This is a genomic window from Nostoc sp. CCY0012 (assembly GCF_963920855.1).
Taxonomy (GTDB): domain Bacteria; phylum Cyanobacteriota; class Cyanobacteriia; order Cyanobacteriales; family Nostocaceae; genus Cyanocohniella.
In genome coordinates, this window is the sequence record NZ_CAWUDM010000029.1 from 1 (window position 1) to 24,352 (window position 24,352).

The 24,352-nt window shown below is 42.4% G+C and carries 20 protein-coding genes and 4 pseudogenes; 12 read left to right on the forward strand and 12 right to left on the reverse strand.

The annotated features are described in order from the left end of the window. Positions 1 to 708: pseudogene (locus ACM0OS_RS10565) on the forward strand (DNA polymerase III subunit gamma/tau); the annotation flags it as partial. Positions 709 to 813: 105 nt separating this feature from the next. On the opposite strand, the gene ACM0OS_RS10570 reads toward ACM0OS_RS10565, so the two are convergent. Continuing rightward, positions 814 to 2,223: a glycosyltransferase gene (locus ACM0OS_RS10570; RefSeq protein WP_414543141.1), complete on the reverse strand. Its 1,410-nt coding sequence runs from the start codon at positions 2,221 to 2,223 to the stop codon at positions 814 to 816. Positions 2,224 to 2,817: 594 nt separating this feature from the next. Between ACM0OS_RS10570 and ebsA the strand changes: the two genes are divergently transcribed. The 6 genes and pseudogenes from ebsA to ACM0OS_RS10600 all read left to right on the forward strand — a co-directional run bounded on the left by ebsA (position 2,818) and on the right by ACM0OS_RS10600 (position 6,681). Beyond that, on the forward strand, positions 2,818 to 3,192 hold the full coding sequence (gene ebsA / locus ACM0OS_RS10575; protein ID WP_414543142.1) for a type IV pilus biogenesis protein EbsA: 375 nt from the start codon (positions 2,818 to 2,820) through the stop codon (positions 3,190 to 3,192). A 460-nt stretch (positions 3,193 to 3,652) separates the two neighbouring features. Continuing rightward, complete coding sequence (locus tag ACM0OS_RS10580) at positions 3,653 to 4,750, forward strand: phosphotransacetylase family protein (RefSeq protein ID WP_414543143.1); 1,098 nt, start codon at positions 3,653 to 3,655, stop codon at positions 4,748 to 4,750. A gap of 29 nt (positions 4,751 to 4,779) precedes the next feature. Then, positions 4,780 to 4,920: pseudogene (locus ACM0OS_RS10585) on the forward strand (hypothetical protein); the annotation flags it as partial. Positions 4,921 to 5,019: 99 nt separating this feature from the next. Further along, positions 5,020 to 5,523 (forward strand): DNA recombination-mediator protein A, encoded by a 504-nt coding sequence (locus ACM0OS_RS10590; protein ID WP_414543144.1) that lies wholly within the window; start codon positions 5,020 to 5,022, stop codon positions 5,521 to 5,523. A gap of 129 nt (positions 5,524 to 5,652) precedes the next feature. After that, positions 5,653 to 6,075 carry an MAPEG family protein gene (locus ACM0OS_RS10595; RefSeq protein ID WP_414543145.1) on the forward strand — a complete coding sequence of 141 codons (423 nt, stop codon included), beginning with the start codon at positions 5,653 to 5,655 and terminating at the stop codon, positions 6,073 to 6,075. 114 nt (positions 6,076 to 6,189) lie between these two features. Next, positions 6,190 to 6,681, forward strand: a complete 492-nt coding sequence (locus tag ACM0OS_RS10600) for a YajQ family cyclic di-GMP-binding protein (protein ID WP_414543146.1) — start codon at positions 6,190 to 6,192, stop codon at positions 6,679 to 6,681. A gap of 42 nt (positions 6,682 to 6,723) precedes the next feature. Here ACM0OS_RS10600 and ACM0OS_RS10605 read toward each other — a convergent pair whose 3' ends face one another. Together ACM0OS_RS10605 and ACM0OS_RS10610 are read right to left on the reverse strand one after the other, a co-directional pair. Continuing rightward, positions 6,724 to 7,278 carry a glutathione S-transferase family protein gene (locus ACM0OS_RS10605; protein ID WP_414543147.1) on the reverse strand — a complete coding sequence of 185 codons (555 nt, stop codon included), beginning with the start codon at positions 7,276 to 7,278 and terminating at the stop codon, positions 6,724 to 6,726. 23 nt (positions 7,279 to 7,301) lie between these two features. Then, the gene (locus tag ACM0OS_RS10610) at positions 7,302 to 7,766 is read right to left on the reverse strand and encodes a hypothetical protein (protein ID WP_414543148.1); all 465 of its coding nucleotides are present in this window, start codon (positions 7,764 to 7,766) and stop codon (positions 7,302 to 7,304) included. Positions 7,767 to 8,219: 453 nt separating this feature from the next. On the opposite strand from ACM0OS_RS10610, the gene ACM0OS_RS10615 reads away from it, so the two are divergent. Beyond that, entirely contained in the window at positions 8,220 to 8,939 is a 720-nt protein-coding gene (locus tag ACM0OS_RS10615; RefSeq protein ID WP_414543149.1) for a tetratricopeptide repeat protein, read from the forward strand. A 372-nt stretch (positions 8,940 to 9,311) separates the two neighbouring features. Here the strand turns inward: ACM0OS_RS10615 and ACM0OS_RS10620 are convergent, their stop codons facing one another. Beyond that, complete coding sequence (locus ACM0OS_RS10620; RefSeq protein WP_414543150.1) at positions 9,312 to 9,722, reverse strand: hypothetical protein; 411 nt, start codon at positions 9,720 to 9,722, stop codon at positions 9,312 to 9,314. 739 nt (positions 9,723 to 10,461) lie between these two features. Further along, positions 10,462 to 10,557: a photosystem I reaction center subunit XII gene (gene psaM, locus ACM0OS_RS10625; RefSeq protein WP_006196319.1), complete on the reverse strand. Its 96-nt coding sequence runs from the start codon at positions 10,555 to 10,557 to the stop codon at positions 10,462 to 10,464. A gap of 158 nt (positions 10,558 to 10,715) precedes the next feature. On the opposite strand from psaM, the gene ACM0OS_RS10630 reads away from it, so the two are divergent. Then, positions 10,716 to 11,972 (forward strand): FGGY-family carbohydrate kinase, encoded by a 1,257-nt coding sequence (locus ACM0OS_RS10630; protein WP_414543151.1) that lies wholly within the window; start codon positions 10,716 to 10,718, stop codon positions 11,970 to 11,972. A 333-nt stretch (positions 11,973 to 12,305) separates the two neighbouring features. Here the strand turns inward: ACM0OS_RS10630 and ACM0OS_RS10635 are convergent. The 3 genes and pseudogenes from ACM0OS_RS10635 to ACM0OS_RS10645 all read right to left on the reverse strand — a co-directional run. Next, positions 12,306 to 13,079 (reverse strand): annotated as a pseudogene (locus ACM0OS_RS10635) (N-acetylglucosamine kinase); the annotation flags it as partial. After that, positions 13,079 to 13,861: pseudogene (locus ACM0OS_RS10640) on the reverse strand (MFS transporter); the annotation flags it as partial. The pseudogenes ACM0OS_RS10635 and ACM0OS_RS10640, both read right to left, overlap by 1 nt. A 40-nt stretch (positions 13,862 to 13,901) precedes the next feature. Beyond that, complete coding sequence (locus tag ACM0OS_RS10645; RefSeq protein WP_414543152.1) at positions 13,902 to 14,342, reverse strand: GxxExxY protein; 441 nt, start codon at positions 14,340 to 14,342, stop codon at positions 13,902 to 13,904. A 62-nt stretch (positions 14,343 to 14,404) separates the two neighbouring features. Here ACM0OS_RS10645 and ACM0OS_RS10650 point away from each other — a divergent pair, with 62 nt between their 5' ends. Together ACM0OS_RS10650 and ACM0OS_RS10655 are read left to right on the forward strand one after the other, a co-directional pair. Beyond that, positions 14,405 to 17,437 carry a valine--tRNA ligase gene (locus ACM0OS_RS10650; protein ID WP_414543153.1) on the forward strand — a complete coding sequence of 1,011 codons (3,033 nt, stop codon included), beginning with the start codon at positions 14,405 to 14,407 and terminating at the stop codon, positions 17,435 to 17,437. 107 nt (positions 17,438 to 17,544) lie between these two features. Continuing rightward, a complete protein-coding gene (locus ACM0OS_RS10655; protein ID WP_414543154.1) occupies positions 17,545 to 17,988 on the forward strand; it encodes a hypothetical protein in 444 nt (147 codons plus the stop codon). 60 nt (positions 17,989 to 18,048) lie between these two features. On the opposite strand, the gene ACM0OS_RS10660 is transcribed toward ACM0OS_RS10655, so the two are convergent. Next, entirely contained in the window at positions 18,049 to 20,070 is a 2,022-nt protein-coding gene (locus ACM0OS_RS10660; RefSeq protein WP_414543155.1) for an ABC1 kinase family protein, read from the reverse strand. A 275-nt stretch (positions 20,071 to 20,345) separates the two neighbouring features. Here ACM0OS_RS10660 and recN point away from each other — a divergent pair, with 275 nt between their 5' ends. Further along, a complete protein-coding gene (recN, locus tag ACM0OS_RS10665; protein WP_414543156.1) occupies positions 20,346 to 22,106 on the forward strand; it encodes a DNA repair protein RecN in 1,761 nt (586 codons plus the stop codon). Here the strand turns inward: recN and purM are convergent. The 3 genes from purM to ACM0OS_RS10680 form a co-directional block, all read right to left on the reverse strand. Next, positions 22,098 to 23,129, reverse strand: coding sequence for a phosphoribosylformylglycinamidine cyclo-ligase (gene purM / locus ACM0OS_RS10670; RefSeq protein WP_414543157.1), 1,032 nt, complete (start codon positions 23,127 to 23,129; stop codon positions 22,098 to 22,100). The two genes, recN and purM, sit on opposite strands and share 9 nt — an antisense overlap. A 73-nt stretch (positions 23,130 to 23,202) precedes the next feature. Continuing rightward, entirely contained in the window at positions 23,203 to 23,409 is a 207-nt protein-coding gene (locus ACM0OS_RS10675; RefSeq protein ID WP_414543158.1) for a hypothetical protein, read from the reverse strand. A 190-nt stretch (positions 23,410 to 23,599) separates the two neighbouring features. Beyond that, entirely contained in the window at positions 23,600 to 24,202 is a 603-nt protein-coding gene (locus ACM0OS_RS10680; protein WP_414543159.1) for a superoxide dismutase, read from the reverse strand. Positions 24,203 to 24,352: the final 150 nt, after the last annotated feature.

The following is a 24,352-nucleotide window of genomic DNA, read 5'->3' on the forward strand; positions in this document are numbered from 1 at the left end:
TCTCCCACATCTCCCACGCCCCCTACCTCCCCATCTCCCACATCTCCCACGCCCCCTACCTCCCCATCTCCCACACCTACCCAAGTAACCCCAGAACCACAGCCAGAGCAATCTGACTTAAATCAAGATTGGCAAAAAGTATTAGCCCACCTAGAGCCAATTTCCCGGCGAGAGTTACTGCGGCAAATGTGCTACTTAGTTGAATTTGATGGTAGGGTGGCGCGTGTAGGTGTCAAACCAAAATGGTATAAAAAAGTTCAATCAGACCTGCCTACTATTACGACAGCGTTCCAACAGGCTTTCCAACATGAAATCAAAGTAACTTTAGAAGAAGGAATAGTTGCTAACTCTACTGTGGCTAGAAAGGAACCTCCAGCCAAGAACCCTTCCACTGTTCAACAATCATCACCGCCTAGCTACAACAACCAGAACAAGAACATCACACCGACCCCAGCACCACCAACACCACCAGCACCAGCAAGAACCGAATCAACAGCGACAAATACTAGTAGAGTGCAAACTTTACCGTCGCCCACAATTCCCACAAACCAGTTGAATTGGGAAACTGATGAAGTAGCGATCGCCGCCCAGCGTCTAGCACAATTTTTTGATGGACAAATAGTCCGGTTTACAGACGATGGAGTCGATACACCTGAATCCATGACTACCTCTGAATGGGTAGATGAATCAGAAATCGACGATGATTGATGTGGTTGGGAATGGCGGATCTAGGCCCTTTCCCCCATAAAAAAATCCAAAATTCAGAAATTACTCTAAATTTTGGATGTTGAGTGTTCAATTTTGTAAAAAAGACTATTCTCCTTTACCTGAATGCACTGTTTTCACCCATTTCAGACGTTTTGGTCTAAAAGAAATCCGAGCAGTAGTACTACTCATGACTACCAGCCAGTGCAACATATATAAAGTGCCACGTAAGGTTTGTAGCAATAACACAAAGACTGTAGGAATCTTAAATTCCTTATCTTGACGAATACGCTTCAGCCCAGCAAACATCCCCACAACAGACATGCTTACCGATAAACTAGTTATCGGGCCTAAAATTGGTAACCGATGACGAGCTACCGCCATTAATAAATCGGGAATTGCTGCTGTAGGAAGAATGTACATAGTTAGCATAAACATCAGCAGATCCCAGGTTTTCCGCACACCCATGCGGTTTTTGAGTATGAGATCCCAGTAATCCAAATAACGCTGATAACCACCTTCTGCCCAACGATTGCGCTGATGCCAAAGTGCGATCGCATTTGTCACACCTTCTTCCTGCACAGCTGGGTAGAATGTACACTCAATATCCCAGTTGTCTAGATGTAGGCGGAAAGTCATATCCAAATCATCAGTAATGGTTTCTTCATTCCACCCGCCACAACTTTCTAAGGCTGTACGCCGGACAAATTGACCATTACCCCGCAGTTCACCAACGCCACCAATAGCAATACGTTGTTGCTGAAACCAGGTATCCAGAGCCATTTCTGCCATCTGTCCCTTAGTCCAGAAATTTTCTTTGGCGTTAGCAATGGCTTTTCGTACCTGCACCGCTCCCACCTTTTCTCGTTGGAATAAAGGTGCTACCTGTAGTAGTAAATCTGGTACAACCTGAGCATCGGCATCAAACACGGCGACAATTTCGCCCGTAGTCAATGGCAAAACCTGATTCAACGCTCCTGATTTACCACCAATCGCTTGTGGGGAACGCCTGAAGACGTTGAGTTGGTCATATTCCTGTGCTAGTTCTGCTAAGACTTGGGGTGTGTCATCGGTGCTGTTATCGTCAATTATCCAAACTTCATACTTGCCATCTGGATATTCCAGATTACAAAGATTTTTGACTAATTTACCAATAACTGCATCTTCGTTTTTTGCTGCTACCAATATAGATACAGAGGGTAAATCTCCCTGTATTTCTTTGTGATAGCGGCGAGGTCTAGCAAACACAATCACTAAAGCGTGAAATCCCAGGAGAGTTGTCAGTCCGAGGATGAATATTGAACCCCACGAAGCTAAATGCAGGGCAATAGTACCGCTCCAAACTACACTTAAAACCAGAGCGGCTTTGCGTCTACGTCCTTGAAACCGGGATGGCAAAGGCATAGAATCTGCCTCTACCACTGACTCCTCACCATCGGCCGATTGGTCGGATAACAGGGAGTTGAGTGGGTCAAGCTCGTCGTAATAATCGTTCTCGGGCCAGGAATTCGCTGGCATAGTTTAGTTGATTTAAAAACCAGTATTGTTATACACCTTGCAGAAGCTAAAAATCAGGTAACAATCAAACATACAACCTGCGTACACTTGCAGTTACCACCAACAATGACTCACAATCAAGTTTGTCAAGTCACTGAATGAAATAATAGCAAGTGCGAGTTTATAACAGCTTGTTGTTGCCATCAATAGCAATAACACTATTCTCCGCTTCACAGCAGGTATTTTTCCTGTTATTGCTTTAGCTTCCATAAAAGTCAATGCAGCCCTATTGTAACCGAAATTTTTAATATTTCTTAGCAGTTACTTCTATAGACACTATCATTTTTGGACATGGTATTGGTTTTTATAAAGCTCAAAACAGACAATTGAGCAGGTTCAGCCGGCATCCAGCATTTTTACTTTATTCATGTTGTATCGTGCAAAAAAGCCAAAAAACCAATGTCTTTTCTTTTCTGCCCCTCATCCCCCTGTGATGAAATATTTTTATTTTTCAGTCTCTTACCAGCCCTCGCGTGAACTATAGATATTTTTTGGGAATAATATTCACATCCACTAATATCCCCAGTTGGTGAATAACTTGAGGAATATTTAACAATGTCTATTGAGCAAATCCAGCCGGCCAATCAACAACAAGCAAGTGTGTACTTACCTTATATTCAGGGTACAAAGCGCAATTTTTTACCTTATGCCATTAGTCTCTATCAAAAAGGTGTTTTAGAAGGACAACGCAAAATTGAAGCTAGTGAAAGTATTCCCTTTGTCGCCTCGTGGAATGTTGCTACCCTGCCTTCAGATTTAACCCGTTGTCGGATTCAGTTTGAAGGGAATGCCGAACTCAGCTATGAAGTGATGATGGCAAGTTTTGAATTTATGAGTTTTTTAATTGAACTCATGGAAAACTATAAACGCTATCGCTTGACTGATTTTTCACAAGCTTTCTATCGTAAGGTGTTGCGTATAGACGAATAAAGCTGTAATAACTTCAAAAGTAGCATATTTAGAACTCTAATGCCAATAAAGCTAGGAAATGGAGTTATTTTCAGCCATCGATACTATTAACGAGGGCAGTAATAACTCCTGTAGCTATATTTTTAACTATTTATGTTGCTATTTTCTACGTAATTACTCTTAATGCTAGCCATATAGCTTATCTTTGAGAAAATGTCATTTTTGTTTGCTATTCATTAAATTCAGGAGTTTTAGAGACAAAATATTGATAAGCTTTATGCTAAAAATAAAAATAATTGAATACTAACTTGTAACTTACATTTTAAGTATAAATATTTAGCTGGAAAAAATAAAATATACTAAGAAAAGGTACATTCTAGCAAACACCACCTTGTAAGAACTCGAGGCTGCCGCCGGAAGCAACTAAAATTAGGAAACACCTAGCTTAGTTCTACTTCCTTTTGCAATTAGGAGTGCATGTGTGCCGAAATCTGCTAAATGTCTGCTGATTGGCTCAACTGAGACTTATAGTGGTAAATCTGCAACTGTTTTGGGTTTGTCTCATCAGCTACAGCAAAAAGGACTAGATATTGCCTACGGCAAACCATTAGGCACTTGTTTTAGTGCATCTAGCGGCAGCGTAGTTGAGGAAGATGTCCAATTTATTGCTCATAGTCTCAACCTGCCAACAAACCGCGTTGCGCCCACTATGTTGGCTTTAGATGAAGTCAATGTGCAAAAACGCTTGCGCGGCGAAGACAAAACTGATTATCGACAATCTCTAGTACAGCAATATTCACAAATTTCTCGAGGAGATTTAGTGTTGCTAGAGGGGCCTGGTGATTTGACACAAGGCTATCTGTTTGATTTGTCTTTGTTGCAGGTAGCTGAAGCCTTAGACGCAGCTGTGTTGCTGATCAACCGTTATGATTCAGTGCTTTCTGTTGAGGCATTATTATCTGCTAAACAACGTGTGGGCGATCGCTTGGTGGGAGTTGTCATCAACGATATCCCCACGGACAAATTAGAAATAGTAGATCATCTCTTATGCCCATTTTTAGAACAGCAAGACATTCCTGTGTTGGCAACATTGCCGAAAAATGACTTGCTACGTAGTGTCAGCGTCGGCGAACTAGTAAACCAGTTAAACGCCGAAGTTCTCTGTCGTAGCGATCGCCTAGATTTAATGGTAGAGAGTCTGGCCATTGGCGCTATGAATGTCAATTCGGCTGTGAAGTATTTCCGTAAACGTCGGAATATGGCAGTAGTCACAGGAGGCGATCGCGTAGAAATTCAACAAGCTGCTTTGGAAACTTCTACCCAATGCTTGATTCTCACTGGACAACTACCACCACCCGCGTTTATTCTCAATCGGGCTGAAGAATTAGAAATTCCCATCTTGTCGGTTGACTTAGATACCCTCACTACTGTAGAAATTGTTGACCGTACTTTTGGGCAAGTGCGCGTCCATGAACCAATTAAGGTTCAGTGCATCCGTCAGTTGATGACTGAGCATTTTGACATTGATCGCTTGTTATCGAAACTAGGCTTAACTCCCGCAGGGGTTAATCAAAAGTAGTCAAACAATTTTGAAATTGCCAGCAACTACTCACATTCATGGAACAGTTTCAAAATCCCCAACAACTGCCAAAAACAGCGAAGTTTCAATATCTCACCCTTCTCAAAGGCATGAATTATGAAACATATTACTTAGCTTGGTGTGACCAAGCTATCCACCTACTGAGTTAGACAATTCAGAAAATGTAGCAATATGTAACTCAAGTTGGCTTCGCACCTACACTCTGTTTGGTAGAATAGCTGGGTTGTTTCATCTGATTACGTCCATCTTTGAGCCAGTCAACAGACATCATCAACCTCGATACATTAGCGCAGGAACTGGCGACAATTCAGCAAACGGGTTCTAAAAAAATCGCCTTGCTGGGTTCTCGCCATGTGCCAATTACGCATCAGAATTTAATTGAAATGATGACCTATGCCCTGGTTTTATCAGGCAATCGGGTTATCACTTCTGGGGCTACAGGTACCAATTCCGCTGCCATTAAGGGAGCAATGCGGGCTGACCCCAATTTATTGACAGTGATTCTACCCCAAAGCTTGGAACGCCAGCCTCATGAATCACGCCAGCAACTAGAACAGGTAATGCATCTGGTAGAAAATCCCAGTAATGATAATCTGTCCCTAGCTGAAGCTAGCTATATTTGTAATAAGGAGATTGTCTCCCGCTGCCAGCAACTGATTTGCTTTGCATTTCACGACAGTCGCACTCTACTACAAACTTGTGGAGATGCAGAAGAACAAAGAAAAGTGGTGACGCTTTTCTACTTTGACTAAAGTGAAGTGAAATTCTAGCCTAGGTAATGTATAGATATAGGGAACCGCTAATTGGTAATGGGTAGTTGGGTTTGCCAAATTACCTGTTACCCATTAAGGGATAACTAACTAGTTCTATTGATAAACTCGATGACGCTATTGCAAATACCTGTGTCTCATATTTTTTTGTACTCCATAGCTGCTGCCGTCGTTTTGATTTATCTACCGTTTTTGCTGGTAGCCTATGGGCGCCTTCAAATTGGGTACGAGGCGCTAGCTACTCCTCGCGCCAAATTTGATAAACTGCCCCCTTATGCTCAACGAGCTACCTGGGCGCACCAAAACTCCTTTGAAGCATTTATGTTGTTTGCCACCGCAGCATTGATGGCATACGTGACTGGTGTAACTTCTTCTACAGCAGCAGTGGCCGCGATCGCCTTTGTTGTCGCTCGGTTGCTATACTCAGTTTTTTATATTTTGAATATACCTCTGTTGCGATCGCTCATGTTTGCCATTGGCTCTCTTGGATCTGCTACTCTCATCATTTTGAGCATTATCCAAGCTACTAGTTAATGGGGGAGTAGGGAGTGGGGAGTGGGGAGTGGGGAGTAGGGAAAACAACTAGTCTCTAGTCTCTAGTCTCTAGTCTCTAGTTCCCAATCTAAAATCTAAAATCCCAACTTGTTTATGGCTTCTACATATTCCTTTGACATAGTAAGTGACTTTGATCGGCAAGAATTAGTTAATGCGGTTGATCAAGTTGTGCGAGATATTAAAGGCCGTTATGACCTCAAAGATACTCAAACTACTCTTGAGTTAAACGAGCAAAGTATTAATGTCAGCACTGACAGCGAGTTTACCTTAGACTCTGTTCACAACATTCTCCGAGAAAAAGCCGCCAAGCGTAACCTCTCTCAGAAAATTTTTGAGTTTGGCAAAGTTGAATCAGCTAGCGGTAACCGTGTTCGTCAAGAAATCACACTCAAAAAAGGCATCAGTCAGGAAATTGCTAAACAAATTTCCAAATTGATTCGTGACGAATTTAAAAAAGTACAAGCCTCGATTCAAGGTGATGCTGTACGGGTTTCTGCTAAAGCTAAAGATGACTTACAAGATGTGATGCAGCGGGTAAAACAAGAAGATTTTCCTGTGGCTTTGCAATTTACTAATTATCGTTAAACAGCCTGTAGAGTGGATTTTTCCACCCTACATTACTATTTTTTAACGGCCGCCAATGCTTTTTTGAAAAGCTGGACGCTCAGATATGCGCTTGATATAGTCCAACACGGCTGGGTAGCCACTCAAGTCTAGCTTCAGCATGATGGGAATGTAAGCCAAAATAGAACCTACTACTACATCAGCAACAGTGAACTCATGACCTAGTAAAAAAGGTTGTTGCTCCAGAATTTCCTGAAGAGGAGTTAATAAGCGAGGCATTTCTCGCTCTCGATTGGCTTCGACAAAAATCCCAGGGCCGAGGGTAGCATTGGCAAACAACGCCCACTGGGAAAATATACCCCTCTCTTCTGGTGAAAGTGGGGTTTTGCCATACTTGTCAGCAAGATACAGTAAAATTGCCCCTGATTCCCAAAGCTGGAAATCCCCATCCACGATTGCTGGTACCTTACCCATAGGATTAATTTTCAGGTATTCGGGCTGGCGGTGTTCACCAGCTTGCATATCCAGCATCACAAATTCGTAAGGAACTGCCAATTCTTCTAAATACCACTGGACAATTGACGCTCGACTACGAGCGCCACCATAAAGTTTCAGCATAATTACTTACTATTTATTTAAAACTAAAGGACTTTGTGAGTGTGGGAATGCTGTTTCACGTTGTCTTCTTTATTGACAACTCTCGCAGCATTTAGTACTCTTTTCCGTTCAGTAGAATACTGGAAATCAGTGTGGGTTGTACCGACGGGAATGAGGGATTTTGCTATTTCACGACGCTTGTAAGTACGAGCAGCAGCAAACACGCGGGAAACAAATTCTTCTCCGAGCTGCGCCGAAGTGGGAAACCCATCAGGGAGCATTGGTGTATCGCCATTGAGTACAGCACCCAACGTTGTTGCATAAGCTAGCTTGTATGAAGTGGGAATACCTTTAAACAGCGCTTCTAAAGCCGCTGAAGGAATTGGTTCGACAACTTCAACTTGATAAACTTCTCCGTCTTCCTTGATGAAGCAAGTTGATAGACCTATAACTATATAATCATCAGCAGTTAGATCGGGTGCATCTTGATAAGAAATTGCTGTCGTCATAAAAAAATTTTCTCAACACTGAAAAATTCTACCGAATTGTACTAGAGAGCAAAGAAACCTCGACACTGGCACAGAAGTAGCCACAGCAATATCAAAGGGCTACTCACGCATTCTGGCATCACTATGTTCCTGTGTCTTCTTCTCTATCTCTCCAGAAACGGCTTGTTGGCATTCTACCAATTTGTTGCTCTCACTACTTGACTCGTCTTAAAGATTGATATTTGCTATTTCTGGAATTCAACTTATGGGTGAAGTATTAATTACTAGGTTTAAGCATTAATTGTTTGAGGAAGGTGGAGTATTTCCCTTTTTGGATGTATGAGCTTAAATTCAGCGTTGGTACTCAACAACAAGTATTAATAGACACATCAAGAAGTGACACAGGGGCAAAACTACCACCACTACGAAAACTGTAAATTGATTTCCAAGAGCAGGTCGCTCAGGCAATAAAATATGAATAATTACTCATTTTTAGCTTCTGATAACCAGCAAAATAACCGATACAAATTTGTGTCTAAGAGTACAATTGATGCTCAAAGGCATGAGGCTAATGGTAGAGGTAGATCTGCTTTAGGGGACAGCTACTTACGCTCTTGCGCTTTAAATTCAGCTCAACAAGGAGATTATACTGAGGCGATCGCCTTACTCACCGAATTGATTGATCGCCATCCGCACAATGCCGTTGATTACAACAATCGGGGATTAATTTATTTTCAAAGTGGTTCATTGTCAAAAGCTTTGTGTGATTACAACACAGCCTTGCAATTGAATCCCAAATTAGCTAGCGCTTACAACAATCGAGCAAATTATTATGCAGCTTGTGGAGAATTAGCCGCAGCACTGGCCGACTACGAACAGGCGATTGATTTAAATCCTAGTTATGTCCGGGCAAGGATTAACCGTGGCATTACCTTACGTGACTTAGAACAATACGAAGAAGCCATTGAGACTTTTGAGGTAGCACTGCTGTTTGGTCAGCTAGAAGGTCATATTTGGGCGGAACGGGGTAGAACTTACCATCTGTGGGGGGATTGGAATTGTGCGATCGCTGATTATCGTCGCGCCCTTACTCAATTGCCCTCACTAACTCACAAAAGAGATATGTCTGGTTGTCGATTACGTTTACAACTGGAAAATTGGCTAAACGATTTGCTGAATCCTGAGGAATGTTGATTGGCAGATGATCCCTTGGTGTTTCCGGTTTTACTTTCCACTCTCACGAATTCACAATTAAAAATTCAAAATGATTAGTTTAAATTCTTAATTGTGAATTCAAGTATCGCTGATGACTAGTAGTGCAAGGCAAAAATCAAAAGTCTTAAAGAATAGGCTTTTCACTGATTGAGAATGGTGAACCAGCACTACGGGAGGGTTAACCTCACCCAGGCGACTGGTATAAAGCCTTTACAGTCATAGCCGTGCTTACCGTCAAATTGGAGTACTAGTAAATAATATTACCGATATATACAACGCTTGTGATGTCGGTAGAGTCTACTACTCTAGCCTCAGCGCCTCTGTTGCAAAATCCCCAACTTCATATTTTTTTTACGGTAATAACTCTAATACTTCCACTTCCTTGCCATCTCTATTCACGAAGACGACTGGAAGTTGGTTAGGGTCAAATCGATACGCTTGCTGTTGCCTAATACTATTAGCTTGATGGGGATCAAAGTTACGGTTAAATTCCTTTTGCAAACTATCGACACGTTCTTCCATCAGTTTGACTTCTGTGCGGACTTCTCGCAATCTGTCTTGCTGCATCGAGTAATAAGGCACAAGTTGGATGAGGGCAGATACTGCTGCTGCTGAAATCGCCAAGTTAACCGCTATCTTTGCTGTAGTTTCCAGGGCCATCACCTGGTAAGAACGTTGACGAAGATGCCGTTTTGGTCGAGGAATAACCCGGCGTTTTGGTATCGGTTGTAGCGGGGGTCTAGACGGTTGACTCGCGTTCATTATGCTAAAAGAACCTTACTGATTAAATGGCAACATCATAGAAAGCGCGCTGGCATTGACTACAGCTTAATTTAGCTGTTATGGTACTTCATTTTTCTGAAATTGCTACACGTGTGCTGAAAGTTAAAAATCAATGCAGCATACGTAAGTAACTGGTGTTCAATAATTTCTGGCATCTAGCCATTAGTAACGCTACGCGTAACTCGTAATTTGCAATTCCGATACTGCAAGCGTTTTATTGTTTGGGAATGGGCAATCAATCATGCCGTGCTATCTGAAAACTGCACCTGGTTTGCCAGATTATTAGTCTTTTAGGAGATTATGTCAATTCCAGGTTGTGATTATAGCGATCAATAGCTCCCCAAAAATTTCCCTCTTTTGGGAGATTACAATGTGACCCATTGTAATCAAAAAGTCTTTTGAGTCGCCATAGTTAGTTGTGTTGAAATTGCTAGCTTTTGTAGAAATATATATGACTTATGGCTTGCTGCAACTACGTTCTAGCTAATTAGCATAGTGATATTTACACTAGAATTTATGATCAATAAACTACGTAAATTTAAGAAATAAATAGTTATTAGATATACATATATTAATAAATATGGAGACGGCAACTTAATTTGTGACTATTGGCGGCGCTGCATTTTTATTTTGCAAACAACAACCAGGGTTAACCTGATTGTTGCTTGAGAGTAGGGCGATGTTTAGTACGCCCCACTTTCCATGTCAGAACGTGGCGTTATTTGTAAAGTTCTGTTGCTAAACGCCAAGCCAGAATTCCTGGAATCAGCGCCACAGCCAGAGCAATGTACACTTGGGTGTCTGATATAGGCATGGTCGGATACCTCCTAAACTCAATTCAATATTGATCAGTTCGTTTACTACTTTTCACTGTTTTGCCGAGTTTGTGGAATATCTTGTTACAAGATGCAACAAAAGCAGTGATTAACCAGTGGTCATTAGTTATTCTTCAGTAAAAAAATTTATAAAAATATGAACTTTTATTTGGGGATAGACTTCGGCACTTCTGGCGCCAGGGGCGTGGTAATTAGCGATGAAGCTGACATTCAAGCAGAAATGAGGTATCCCTGGGAAACAGCGGCATTTTTGGACTTAGCAGCAGCTTGGGAGAAAGCTTTATGGAGTCTGCTGGCACAAATCCCTGATGAATTGAAGCCAGGAATGAAGGCGATCGCTATTAATGGTACTTCGTCTACAGTCTTGCTGGTAGATGCAGATGGTAAGCCTGTAGATACACCTTTAGTTTACAATGATGCGCGGGGATCATTAATGGTGGAGCAATTGAGGGATATTGCCCCGCCGCATCATAATGTATTGAGTGCTACTTCCAGCCTGGCTAAGTTGTTGTGGATGATGCAACAACCAAGTTGTAGTCAGGCGAAATATTTTTTACATCAAGCAGATTGGCTGGGATTTCTTCTGCATGGGTATTTGGGGATTAGCGATTATCACAACGCTTTAAAGCTGGGTTATGACGTAGAACAGCTAAGATATCCCCAATGGCTGGAACAACTAAATATACCTATTCAGCTACCCAAAGTTTTACCTCCTGGTACTCCCGTTAGAGAATTACATCCAGAACTTGCCACTCAGTTTAAATTGCCCCATGATTGCCTAGTGTGTACGGGAACGACAGACAGTATTGCGGCTTTTCTAGCTAGTGGGGCCAAATCCCCAGGTGAAGCAGTGACTTCTCTCGGTTCAACCCTAGCAGTAAAATTATTGAGTCGGACTCGCGTAGAAGATGCACGATATGGCATTTACAGCCATCGCTTAGGTGACTTGTGGCTGACTGGTGGTGCTTCTAATACTGGTGGTGCGGTGCTAAAGCAGTTTTTTAGTGATGCGGAGTTAGAAAGATTTAGCAGTGAAATTGATAGTACAAAAGCTAGTGAATTAGATTATTATCCATTGTTGCAGGCAGGCGATCGCTTTCCCATTAATGATCCTCATTTACCTCCAAGATTAGAACCGCGTCCAGATAACCCAGTGGAATTTTTATATGGGTTGTTAGAAAGTATGGCCCGGATAGAAGGGCGAGGGTATGAATTATTACAGGAAATGGGGGTAGATAAATTAACTCGTGTTTATACTGCTGGCGGTGGTGCAGCGAATTTTACTTGGACTGCTATTCGTCAACGGTATTTACAAGTGCCTGTCGTTGCGTCTGAAAATACAGAAGCGGCTTATGGTTCAGCACTTTTGGCGATGCGAGGACTGGGAAGATAAGGAAAATGAGTGAAAAATATTTTAGTACAAGCCTAATGGTATTGCCTCTAGCCTCTTTACAATTTTTTTATAAATATTGTCGATATCCGTATCTATCCCGGTGACATATAGATACAGCCCAGTTGATACTTAATTTATTAGATACCAGATTATCAGGTTCCAGGTTAGTTATCTGGGCAGCTATTTGGGGGTGGATGCTTGTCATCTGTCCCCTTTACTAATATTAAGAAAACAAATCACAGAGGCACGGAGAAAAGTTGCTTGTGTAGTTTACCCGCGTTGAGAAAACTTCTCCTATCGGAGACGCTGCGCGAACGGAAGAATACAGAGTTCTTAGGATAGTTGGAATTTTTGCCAGGCTAGTAAGGCGGCACCGTAAGCCGGTTCATTTCTGGGCATGATTACGTTAACTAGAGGGAAGCTTTTGTGCAGAGAAATTATAAATCTCTGATGCATTTTGCATTGAGTTTGCCATAAACTTCCTGTTGTAACTATTTCTAAATTTGAGTCAGGATAAAAAATTGATTTAATGACTGTAGATGTTGCTATAACTAATTCTTGTACGGAATTATCAATAATTTGATTTGCTAGTTCATCACCAGATGCTGCGGCATTATCTACGATTGGTGCTAAGGCTGCAATTTTTTTTACATCCCATTTTTGGCTATAGATTATTTCTATTAAATCTTCTATATTTGCTAAACCGAGATATTGTTTAAAGTCTTCTATTAATCTTGAGGGTATTTCTCGACCATCATAAGATTTTAATGTTGCTTGCATACCAGTGAGTGCGATTTTGTAAGCGCTACCTTCATCACCTAAAAGATATCCCCAACCACCGACTCTCTTGGTATTTCCTTGATGATTTCGTCCAAAAACTATGGAACCTGTACCTGCTGCAACTACGATGCCGACATCATGGCCAATGCCACCAATTAAAGCGATTAAGGCATCGTTACAGATGATAATTCTAGATGGGGATAAATCCCAGGTAATAGGTAGTATTTTACTATTTTGTAATTCTTGAACTATACTTTTTACTATTTCGATATCTGTTGCGCGTCCTACACCTGCTAACCCTAGGCATATGGCGGTGATTTTTCTTGTGATGTTGTTAAGCCTAAGCCACCGACTTCTGGTTGGTCTAATAAGAATAAGGAAGCAATTTTGACTAACATGGCTTCACCTAATCTATAAAGTAAGATGAATGCTAAAATTGCAACTATTTTTTCTTGAGCAAAATATGATTTGATAATTTCCCAAAAGGGTATGTTATTTGTCGCTTGGGGTTGGCGTTGGCTATCTGATTTGGGTAGGGGAAGAACTAAGCGATGAAAAATAAATAGTATGCCTAAAATTAATGCGGAGAAGCTAATGGTTATAGTCCAGCTTAAGGGAATATTGTTGAGGGAGATTTCGAGTTGACCTGCTAAGACGACTAACACTCCAGAGCAAAAGATAACGGCAAGTCGGTAAAATAAGGAGCGAATACCGACGAAGAATGCTTGTTGTTCTGGGGTTAAAGCTATTAGGTAAAAGCCATCGGTGGCGATATCGTAGGTGGCGGAGATGAAGGCGCCTATGCTTAAGGCTGCGAGGGAGGGGAAGAAGAAGTTGGATAGTTGTAAGCTGAAGGCTATTAGTGTTAAGCACCCGAACATGGCAAGTTGGGTGTAAAGCATCCATTTTCTTTTGGTGGAGTAGATATCGACTACGGGGCCCCAGAACATTTTGATCACCCAGGGGAGGTAGAGGAAGCTTGTCCACAGGGCGATTTGGGTGTTGTCTATGCCGAGGTTTTTGTAGAAGATGACGGAAACTGTGTTGATGATGATGTAGGGTATGCCTGAGGCGAAGTAGAGGGTGGGAATGTATATCCAGGGTTTCATTTTTACGAACCACGAAGGCACGAAGGTCACGAAGAAAGAGTTAAGAAACGAGGATAATACGTTTGATGCCATCTCTGAGGAGAGGGACATTAAAGTTTATAAGCAGGCCGAGGGGGCGTTTGGTCATTTTTAGGTAGGAGAGAACTTGTGCTTCGTGAATGGGGGCTAGGTTTTGGACTGCCTTTAATTCCACAATGAGAAGATTACCAATCAGAAAATCTAATTGGCCTTCACCTACGGGATACCCTTTATATTCCACTGCTACTGGATACTTAGATTTATAAGGTATTCCACGCATAATAAATTCCTGTTTTAATGCCTTGTGATACACCTCCTCTAAAAATCCTGGACCCAATACTCGATGTACTTCAATTGCAGCACCGATTACAGCATAAGCTAACCGTTCCAATTCATCACCGAAGTACCTCATTCTTTTTTCTTCTACCTTCGTGACCTTCGTGCCTTCGTGGTTCGTTTCCATCAATCCCTCTCCAACCCTATGGCAAAATTTATTAGAGTCCTTCCACAGTTAGTTTTCCCAGCATGACCGCAACAACTTCCAATCTCCCTAGTCTCTACGACCCCTTCTCCACCGAAGCCAAGTGGCAAAACTTTTGGCAAGAAAACCAAACCTACAAAGCCGACCCCAACCACCCCGGCGAACCCTACTGCATCGTCATTCCCCCTCCCAACGTCACCGGTAGCTTACACATGGGTCACGCCTTTGAGAGTGCCTTAATTGATACCCTCATCCGCTACCACCGGATGAAAGGACGCAACACCCTATGGGTACCCGGAACAGACCACGCCAGTATCGCCGTCCACTCAATGCTGGAAAAGCAACTCAAGAAAGAGGGTAAAACTCGCTACGAACTGGGACGGGAACAATTCTTAGAACGCGCTTGGCAGTGGAAAGCTGATTCTGAAGGTACAATCGTTAACCAGTTAAAACGCTTGGGTGTCTCGGTTGACTGGACACGGGAACGCTTTACTTTAGATGAAGGTTTATCAAAAGCTGTTTTAGAAGCCTTTGTGAGTCTCTATGAATCTGGATTAATTTATCGTGGCGAATATTTGGTGAACTGGTGTCCCGCTTCTCAGTCGGCTGTGTCCGATGTGGAAGTGGATAATCAAGAAGTTGATGGTAATCTTTGGCATTTCCGTTATCCCCTCAGCGATAATTCTGGTTTTGTCGAAGTGGCGACGACTCGACCGGAAACTATGTTGGGTGATACGGCTGTGGCTGTTAACCCCAATGATGAACGATATCAGCACTTGATTGGCAAAACTCTGACTCTGCCAATTATGCATCGGGAAATTCCCATTATTGGTGATGAGTTTGTTGACCCCACCTTCGGAACTGGTTGTGTGAAAGTGACTCCCGCCCATGACCCTAATGACTTTGAAATGGGTAAGCGTCACAATCTGCCAATGATCAACATTATGAATAAAGATGGCACTCTCAACGACAACGCTGGGGAGTTCCAAGGAGAAGACCGCTTTGTTGCCAGAAAAAATGTTGTATCTCGCTTAGAGGCAGATGGTGTGCTGGTGAAGGTGGAGAATTATAAGCATACCGTTCCTTATAGCGATCGCGGCAAAGTCCCCGTTGAACCACTACTGTCTACTCAGTGGTTTGTGAAAATTCGCCCGATGGCTGATAAAGCTTTAGAATTTCTCGACAACCAAAATTCACCAGAGTTTGTCCCCCAACGCTGGACTAAGGTTTATCGTGATTGGTTAGTTAAGTTGAAAGATTGGTGTATTTCTCGCCAATTATGGTGGGGTCATCAAATTCCAGCTTGGTATGCAGTTAGTGAAACGGGTGGTCAAATTACTGATAACACGCCGTTTGTTGTCGCTAAATCAGCCGATGAAGCTTGGGCTAAAGCTAAACCACAATTTGGTGAAAATGTCCAGCTAGAACAAGACCCAGATGTACTAGATACTTGGTTTTCTTCTGGGTTGTGGCCGTTTTCAACTTTGGGTTGGCCAGAACAAACTCCAGATTTGGCAACTTATTACCCTAACAGTGCTTTGGTTACTGGCTTTGATATCATCTTTTTCTGGGTGGCCAGAATGACCATGATGGCAGGACATTTTACTGGCACAATGCCTTTTAAAGATGTTTACATCCACGGGTTGGTGCTGGATGAAAACGGTCAGAAAATGTCGAAGTCCAAGGGGAATGGCATTGACCCACTGTTATTAATTGACAAATATGGTACTGATGCCCTGCGCTACACCCTGATTAAGGAAGTGGCTGGTGCTGGTCAAAATATTCGGTTAGAGTACGATCGCAAAAAGGATGAGTCTGCATCGGTGGAAGCATCCCGCAATTTTACTAACAAGTTGTGGAATGCAGCCCGGTTTGTGATGATGAATTTAGAAGGACAAACTCCAGCACAACTAGGTCAACCAATTGCCACAGAATTAAGCGATCGCTGGATTCTTTCTCGGTATCATCAAGTTATCAACCAAACTAACAATTACATAGATAACTACGGTTTAGGGGAAGCCGCTAAGGGTTTGTATGAGTTTATCTGGGGTGATTTTTGCGACTGGTATATTGAACTGGTAAAATCCCGGTTGCAACCAGATGCTGACCCCATATCCCGCAAGGTTGCCCAACAAATCCTCGCTTCCGTGCTGGAAGGGATTTTAAAATTACTGCATCCTTTTATGCCCCACATCACTGAGGAAATTTGGCAAACGCTCACCCAACAGCCAGCCGATTCTCAGCAAAGTTTATCTTTACAACCTTATCCAGAAGCGGATAATAACCTGATTAACCCCACGTTGGAAGCACAGTTTGAACTGTTAATTGGCACTATCCGTACAATTCGTAATTTACGCGCTGAAGCAGATATTAAGCCAGGGGCAAAAATTACGGCGAATTTAGAAACGGGTAATCCCCAGGAAGAGCAAATCCTTTGTGCGGGACAATCTTATATTCAAGACTTGGCTAAGGTGGAGAATTTAACTATTACTGGCGTTGGTGCAGTATCTCCAAAAGCAGAAATCAGCCAAACCGTGATTGAAAAGAAACCTCAGCGGGGTTTGAAAACCATTGGCTGGATAATTGTCGGGTTAGTCTTTGCCAGAATAGGTTTAGCTGCGGGGTATGCAATTAATGACATTCCCATTGTGGGTACTTTCTTTGAAATAGTTGGTTTGGGTTATGTCACATGGTTTGTGTCCCAAAATGTATTTAAACCCCAGGTAAGAAGTAAGTTTTGGGCCAAGTTATTCCAGACAACTACAGATAACGAAAAGCCACAAACACAATTACAACAGCCAGCAACACGAGAAAATGTCATCGCTGGGGTTGTGGGTACGGTACAAGTGGTAATTCCCTTAAGTGGCGATGTAGTAGATATTGCTACCCTGCGGGCCAAGCTAGAAAAAAGCCTCAACAAAGCCGAAACCGAAGCCAATTCTTTGAGTGCGAGGTTAAGCAATGCCAAATTTGTAGATAAAGCCCCAGCCGATGTGGTGCAGGGTGCTAGGGATGCTTTAGCCGAGGCTACCAAACAAGCGGAAATTTTACGCGATCGCCTGCGTACTTTGGCGTAACTGCAATGGATAATGGTTGAGTAGTACTTAACCATTATCTAGACAAGTTTCTCAAAAAACTCAACCAGAAAAATATTTGGGAAATTTAAAATCTAAAATATAAAGTCATGCTATATCTAGCCCAAGCACGTAAAAACGAATTTTTAGACCAGTACCAGTTACGTTTGTTGGCACGTCAAGAAGCAGACAATCTTTGGGTAATCATCCCCGAAGAAGCTTTTATTTTGTTAGGAAAAGGTAACACTATGAGCGAGAAATTGCTAGTTTTAGTGGAGCTTGCTGAGAGTGGTGATATTGAGAAGCTGGAAGAAGCTAGTGATTGGGTACTAAATTTAGTCCAAACTTACCTCAGCGCTGGTATGTCGCCCCAAGATTTACAACAAGAAGTAGAAAGAGCAGAAAGTTGGCGACAATCTCTAACTTTACAAAATCAAGACTTGGCGCGACGTTCCCTAGAATTGGAAGCCCGTCGGGAACAAATTCAAGCTTTAGAAGAAAGTATCAAACGTGAAAGAAATTTTAGTCAACGGGAATCTCAAGGTGAATCTTAAAGATGAGAAAGAAGGGGGATAAGGAAGTACTTTTATTTTTATCCCCTTGTCCCCTTGTTCCTACATTCTTACAGGTAAAGAAACCCTTGCAGGTCTTTCTAACTGACTTCTATCGGTGCTTTTCACTTCTTCGGCTGCTAACAACTCACGAATCAGACGTGCTATGGCTTTTTGGGTTAAGCGATTGGTAACTTGCTGTCCTAAACGCTGTACGCCTGGATTTACTAATAATTGGGCCAGCTGAGGAGCCATCTGCACTGGGTCAAAGCCACGGGTTTCTCGGAGAATGTTTAAAATGCGTTTAATATGCTCTAAGGTTTGTTGTTGCTCAACTGTCGCTCCAGGAGTTTCGTTGACTGCTGTTAAACCTACTCGTTCTCTGAGGACGTAAGTGAAGTTGTGTAAGACATTTTTGCCCAAAGCATTCAAGCCATTAACAAATTCATCTACTAGCTTGTCACGAATAAAAGCTCCACGTTCAGAAGAAAGAAACTCTAAACCCTGATCTAAAACTAGATTAAAGTCATAGTCTTGATTTTTCTTGGCATTGCGAAGTAAGTTTTCTAACCGATTCCAACGGAATTTACCCTCTTTAAATAATAAGTTTTGCAGAGATGTTCTTAATTGCGTTGAGGGATCAGTTAATAGGCGTTTAGCAACGTAAGGATAAGCTTCACTGAGAACTTTGAAGTTGGGATCTATATAAATTGCAATACCTTCTAGGGTAACCAGGGAGCGAATAATTAAAGCGTAATAAGGCGGTACCCGGAAAGGATATTCATACATCAAAGCTGATAATTCATCGGTGATGCTTTTGATGTTCAAATCAGCGACACTGGCTCCTTGAGCATCAGCAAAGACTCTAGCAAAAGCAGGAATAATTGGTGTTAAGTCGGTTTCTGGTGATAAGAAATCTAGCTTTACGTAGTCGTTAGCTAAACCTTCAAAGTCACGGTTGACGACGTGGACGATCGCTTCAATTAAACCATAGCGCTGGGGTGGCTGAATCTCACTCATCATCCCAAAGTCGAGATAGGCCAATTTGCCATCTGGTGTGGCTAGCAAATTACCTGGGTGGGGATCAGCATGGAAAAATCCGTGTTCTAATAGCTGGCGCAAGGAACATTGCACACCTACTTCAATGAGATAGCGAGCATCGATACCTTGGGCATTAATTTCTACTGTTTGCGTTAATTTAGTACCGTTAATCCACTCCATCGTCAAGACGCGACGATTGGTATATTCCCAGTAAATTTTCGGTACATAAATGTCTTTTATGTGACCATATAACTCAAAGAAGCGCTCGGCATTTTCTCCCTCATGAATATAATCCATCTCTTCAAAGATGCGATCGCCTAATTCATCGAGAATACCAACTAAGTCACTGCGTATCCGCTTAACTTGGGTTTGTACCCAACCGGCAATTTGCCGCAAAATATACAAGTCAATGGTAATTCGTTCTCTTAAGTCAGGGCGTTGCACTTTAATGGCAACTTCTTCACCAGTTTTGAGTTTACCTTTATAGACTTGTCCTAAAGAAGCAGCTGCAATTGGCTGAGGCGAGAGTTCGGCATAAATCTCTGATGGTGGTGCGCCTAATTCTTCTTCAATAAATTGGTAAGCAATTTCGTTGGGAAACGGCGGTAATTGGTCTTGTAACCTAGTTAACTCTTCTAAATAAGTAGGGGGAACTAAATCTGGTCTGGTGGATAAAGCCTGGCCAATTTTGATGTAGGCGGGCCCTAATTTTGTTAGTAAGTCCCGCAATTGTACGGCTCGACGACGGTCTGCTTTAACGTTAATTCCCCGGCGACTATCCCACCACAACCCAAAAACAAGGGAAAGTGTCGGCCTTAATACAGCAATAATCCGCCGTAAAACTTGCAAAGGTCTACGACTATAATGCTCTCTGATTTCTTCGGGGTTATAGAGTATTGTTGTCTCAGGCTCGGACTTTTGAGCAATTATCAGTTTTGGTGAACGCACAACCAAGGCTGGGTTGCCATTTTCTGGCACTACTTCAGTCACAAGCGTTTCGCCCTCGGTTGGCTGGGAATTAGGGGGAAGTGTCTTAACAATCATGAAAATAGCCACCAGTCAGATTGAGCATGTTAAGTATTGTAACAATAGGGTTACAATACAGCATCCCCCAAAAGGGGATAAATGGGAATAAATTTTAGCTACACCCACCAATCAAAAGAATTATTCACCTTATATCAAGGTAATCCATAGTTTTGCTACACTGAAATGGGCTTAATAGTTTAATAGTAGTGGGTATTGCTGGAAGCTAAAAGATTATGCTTAGTGTTTTGTAACTAAAAAGTCTCGGCAACTGCCCTCACGGAGAATTTTGCTGAATGTTGCTTTGCCTACGAATCGAAAATTTTGCCCTAATTGACCAATTAGAACTGGAATTCGGCGCTGGACTCAATGTTTTAACCGGGGAAACTGGCGCGGGAAAATCGATTATTTTGGATGCCATTGACGCAGCCTTGGGCGGTAAAGTCTCTAGTCGAGTGATTCGCACGGGGACAAATCGGTCAATGGTGGAAGCCACTTTTACTTCTAATCCACCTTTAACTGCTTGGTTGAGTGAACAGGAAATTGATTTAATTGATGATAATTGTGTAATTGTCAGTCGAGAAATTACCGCTACTGCAAGTAATGTCCGGAGTAGATCGCGGATAAATGGGGTGTTGGTAAATCGGCAGATCATGGGAGGAATGCGCGATCGCTTGGTGGAAATCACCGCCCAAGGTCAAACTGTACAAGTGGGACAACCTGCCCAAGTTAGGGAATGGTTGGATGTGTACGGTGGTGATTCTTTATTGCACCAGCGTCAACTAATTGGTGTGGCTTTTAATACTTACCAACAAGCGCATCTCATTTTAGAAAAACGCCGGACATCAGAACGAGAACGCCTGCAACAACTCGATTTACTCACTTATCAAGTGCAGGAGTTGACAGCAGCCAATATTGAAAATCCTCAAGAATTAGAACAACTCATCCAAGAACGAGAACGCTTAAATCATGTAGTTGAATTGCAACAGATGAGTTACAAGGTTTATGAAGCTTTGTATCAAAATGATAGCGAAACCCCAGCCGCAGCAGATTTACTGGGTGACAGCGAAGCAACATTAACTGACATGGTAGAATACGATGCCCAACTGCAACCTTTGTTGGATTTGGTGCGGGATGCTCAAACTGCCATGATGGAAGTGGGTAGACAAATTAATGCTTATGGCGAAAGTTTAGAAGCTGATCCCCAAAGGTTGGAGGAAGTCGAAACACGTATTCAAGAATTAAAACAAATTTGTCGCAAGTATGGCCCCACTTTAACAGAGGCGATCGCCTACTACGAACGTATCCAAGGTGAATTAAGCGAACTCAACGATAGCGAACAATCTATCGAAAGTCTAGAACAGCAAGTACAGGCCAGTTTAGCCAAGCTGACTCAAGCTTGTGGCAAATTAACTCAACTGCGGCGACAAACTGCTGCTAATTTAGAATCCCGATTGCTTTTTGAACTCAAGCCTTTAGCGATGGAAAAGGTACAGTTTCAAGTAGAAATCGCCCCTACTGCCCCCACAGTTACGGGATCTGACAAAATTACATTTATGTTTAGCCCCAATCCTGGGGAACCACTACAACCCTTAATGGCCATCGCTTCTGGTGGGGAAATGAGTCGGTTTTTGCTAGCGCTGAAAGCTTGCTTTAACCAAATAGATGCGGCTGAAACAATGGTATTTGATGAAATTGACGTTGGCGTGTCTGGCAGAGTCGCCCAAGCGATCGCCGAAAAGTTACACCAATTAAGTCAAAATAATCAAGTATTGTGTGTCACTCACCAACCTTTGGTGGCGGCCATGGCTGACCGGCATTTCCGTGTAGATAAGCAAACTATTACCCAAGGTAAAGGTAAAAAAGCTCACAATGGTAACGCCGAACAACGTACAGTGGTGCGTGTGACTAACTTGGATAATTTAACTCATCGCCGGGATGAACTAGCACAATTAGCAGGTGGGAAATCAGCTACTGATGCCATTGCTTTTGCTGAGTCTCTATTATTACAAGCTGCTCATCATCGTGGGGAAAAGAATAATCTCAATTTACATTGATGATGGCAGTCCTTCTAGTGTCCCCGAACCAGTTATCACTTCACCAATAGTAAAGGCTGAAATATCCTGCGATCGCAAAAAACTAATAGTGGCTTCTACTTGATGGGGTGGTACTAATAGCACAAATCCAATACCCATATTGAAAGTATTATACATAGCCTCAGCACTGACTGAACCAGCTTGTGCTAGCCACTGAAATATAGGAGGAATTTGCCAACTGGGGTTAATTTTAATCGCTTGACCTTTACCCAAACATCTGGGTAAATTTTCTGGTAAGCCGCCACCTGTAATATGAGCCATACCGTGAATTTCTAACCCAGCTTGACGAGCTGCTAAAACAGGTTTGACATAAATTTGCGTGGGTTTGAGGAAAGCTGCGCCGATGGTTTCACCACCTAATAATTCTGGTTTTTCATCCCAAGTAAAACCACCATCACTGACAATCTTGCGGACTAAACTCAAGCCATTACTGTGTACACCTGTACTAGGCAGGGCGATCGCTACATCCCCAACTTGGACTTGGGAACTATCCAGCATTTGGCTTTTTTCCACAATTCCCACACAAAACCCAGCCAAGTCATATTCACCAACTTGGTAAAAACCTGGCATTTCTGCGGTTTCTCCGCCCAATAACGCACAACCAGCTAACCTACACCCAGTGGCTATACCAGCTACCACTTGAGTCAGTTGCTCTTTTTCTAACTTACCTGTGGCTACATAATCTAAAAAAAACAACGGTTCTGCGCCTGATGTCAACACATCATTCACGCACATTGCGACTAAATCAATGCCAACAGTGTCATGACGATTGAGAATTTGAGCAATTTTTAACTTTGTGCCTACACCATCAGTCCCCGAAACCAATACTGGCTCTTTAAAACCCCCTGGTAGTTGAAAACAACCACCAAAACCACCCAATCCGCCAATTACTTCCGGTCTAAAGGTGCTGTGAACCAAATTGCGAATTTGATCGACAAAAGCTCTACCAGCCTCAACATCCACCCCGGCATCCCGATAATCCATTCCTGACTGCACCGTTATCAATCCGTTACCAACTTAGGCTATCATCTTGGAGGTGGTTTGTTGTGAGTCTACATTAAAATACTTCCTCTTCAATGCCACGCCACCATTCACCCAAATTCATTAAGTCTTGGTGTATATCTGCTAATTCATTGGCATAGGTATCTTCGGAAATATTAGCTTGACGTTCTTGCAACTTCTTGAGTCGCAGTTGCACCAATAGCCAAGGTTTGGTGATGCTATTTGTGGATTCCAAGTATTGAGCTAGTTCTGTACTATCCATATGTTTGTTTTAGTTCACTACTTTTTACAATACATTAGACAGTTCAGCCCAGCACCATTTGCTTAACAGATCAAAAACAGCCACGAGCCAAGTCGTGACTGCTAGGCAATATTCAGAAGTTAACTGATTGTCTCTGCTTTGCATATCTGGCAAAAGTCAGCAACACAATCAGCACAAAACTGCAAGTTAATTAGGCTTTAGCAAGATTTGCCGCCGCAAATTCCCAATTCACCAACTGATCTAAGAAGTTTTTGATGAATGCTGGACGAGCATTTCTGTAGTCTATGTAATAAGCGTGTTCCCAAACATCCAAGGTTAGGAGTGCTTTTTTACCATGAGCTAGAGGGTTTTCCGCATTCGGTGTCTTCATTACCTTCAGCGTCCCACCATCATCAATTAGCCAAGCCCATCCACTACCGAACTGAGTTGCAGCAGCGTTAGAGAACTCTTCTTTAAATTTATCGAAGCTACCAAAGTCTTTATCAATCTTGGCTGCTAAGTCGCCGCTGGGTGCGCCACCGCCTGCGGGTGTGAGGGAATTCCAGAAAAATGTATGGTTCCAAACTTGGGCAGCATTGTTGAAGATGCCCACTTTAGAGGAGTCTTTAAAGGCAGTTTGGATGACTTCTTCTAGAGATTTATCAGCAAGTTCAGTACCATCAGTTAGCTTGTTCAGGTTATCTACATAAGATTTGTGATGCTTGCCGTAATGATACTCAAAGGTTTCGCCTTTCATGCCATGAGACTCTAGAGCATTAAAGTCGAAAGGTAAGGGGGGCTGTGTAAATGCCATTTTGTGAAATCCTCTCTTTAACTGTTTTCCAGTTTAAAGCTGTTGTAGCAGCTTAGGAAATTACAGGTTTTATACGTATCAGTTTCATACCCTTTAATATTGGATATAAAACTTAACATCGCCATTTTACTACTAAAAGGAAGATCAAGA

What these genes read in the sequence shown, in the direction of transcription:
- ACM0OS_RS10570 (WP_414543141.1), bottom strand. Translation starts at nt 2,223, where the DNA reads ATGCCAGCGAATTCCTGGCCCGAGAACGATTATTACGACGAGCTTGAC.
- ACM0OS_RS10600 (WP_414543146.1), top strand. Translation starts at nt 6,190, where the DNA reads ATGGCTTCTACATATTCCTTTGACATAGTAAGTGACTTTGATCGGCAA.
- ACM0OS_RS10675 (WP_414543158.1), bottom strand. Translation starts at nt 23,409, where the DNA reads ATGGATAGTACAGAACTAGCTCAATACTTGGAATCCACAAATAGCATC.
- ACM0OS_RS10680 (WP_414543159.1), bottom strand. Translation starts at nt 24,202, where the DNA reads ATGGCATTTACACAGCCCCCCTTACCTTTCGACTTTAATGCTCTAGAG.
- recN (WP_414543156.1), top strand. Translation starts at nt 20,346, where the DNA reads ATGTTGCTTTGCCTACGAATCGAAAATTTTGCCCTAATTGACCAATTA.
- ACM0OS_RS10615 (WP_414543149.1), top strand. Translation starts at nt 8,220, where the DNA reads ATGAATAATTACTCATTTTTAGCTTCTGATAACCAGCAAAATAACCGA.
- ACM0OS_RS10655 (WP_414543154.1), top strand. Translation starts at nt 17,545, where the DNA reads ATGCTATATCTAGCCCAAGCACGTAAAAACGAATTTTTAGACCAGTAC.
- ebsA (WP_414543142.1), top strand. Translation starts at nt 2,818, where the DNA reads ATGTCTATTGAGCAAATCCAGCCGGCCAATCAACAACAAGCAAGTGTG.
- ACM0OS_RS10595 (WP_414543145.1), top strand. Translation starts at nt 5,653, where the DNA reads ATGACGCTATTGCAAATACCTGTGTCTCATATTTTTTTGTACTCCATA.
- ACM0OS_RS10645 (WP_414543152.1), bottom strand. Translation starts at nt 14,342, where the DNA reads ATGGAAACGAACCACGAAGGCACGAAGGTCACGAAGGTAGAAGAAAAA.
- ACM0OS_RS10620 (WP_414543150.1), bottom strand. Translation starts at nt 9,722, where the DNA reads ATGAACGCGAGTCAACCGTCTAGACCCCCGCTACAACCGATACCAAAA.
- purM (WP_414543157.1), bottom strand. Translation starts at nt 23,129, where the DNA reads ATGGATTATCGGGATGCCGGGGTGGATGTTGAGGCTGGTAGAGCTTTT.
- ACM0OS_RS10660 (WP_414543155.1), bottom strand. Translation starts at nt 20,070, where the DNA reads ATGATTGTTAAGACACTTCCCCCTAATTCCCAGCCAACCGAGGGCGAA.
- ACM0OS_RS10630 (WP_414543151.1), top strand. Translation starts at nt 10,716, where the DNA reads ATGAACTTTTATTTGGGGATAGACTTCGGCACTTCTGGCGCCAGGGGC.
- psaM (WP_006196319.1), bottom strand. Translation starts at nt 10,557, where the DNA reads ATGCCTATATCAGACACCCAAGTGTACATTGCTCTGGCTGTGGCGCTG.
- ACM0OS_RS10650 (WP_414543153.1), top strand. Translation starts at nt 14,405, where the DNA reads ATGACCGCAACAACTTCCAATCTCCCTAGTCTCTACGACCCCTTCTCC.
- ACM0OS_RS10610 (WP_414543148.1), bottom strand. Translation starts at nt 7,766, where the DNA reads ATGACGACAGCAATTTCTTATCAAGATGCACCCGATCTAACTGCTGAT.
- ACM0OS_RS10605 (WP_414543147.1), bottom strand. Translation starts at nt 7,278, where the DNA reads ATGCTGAAACTTTATGGTGGCGCTCGTAGTCGAGCGTCAATTGTCCAG.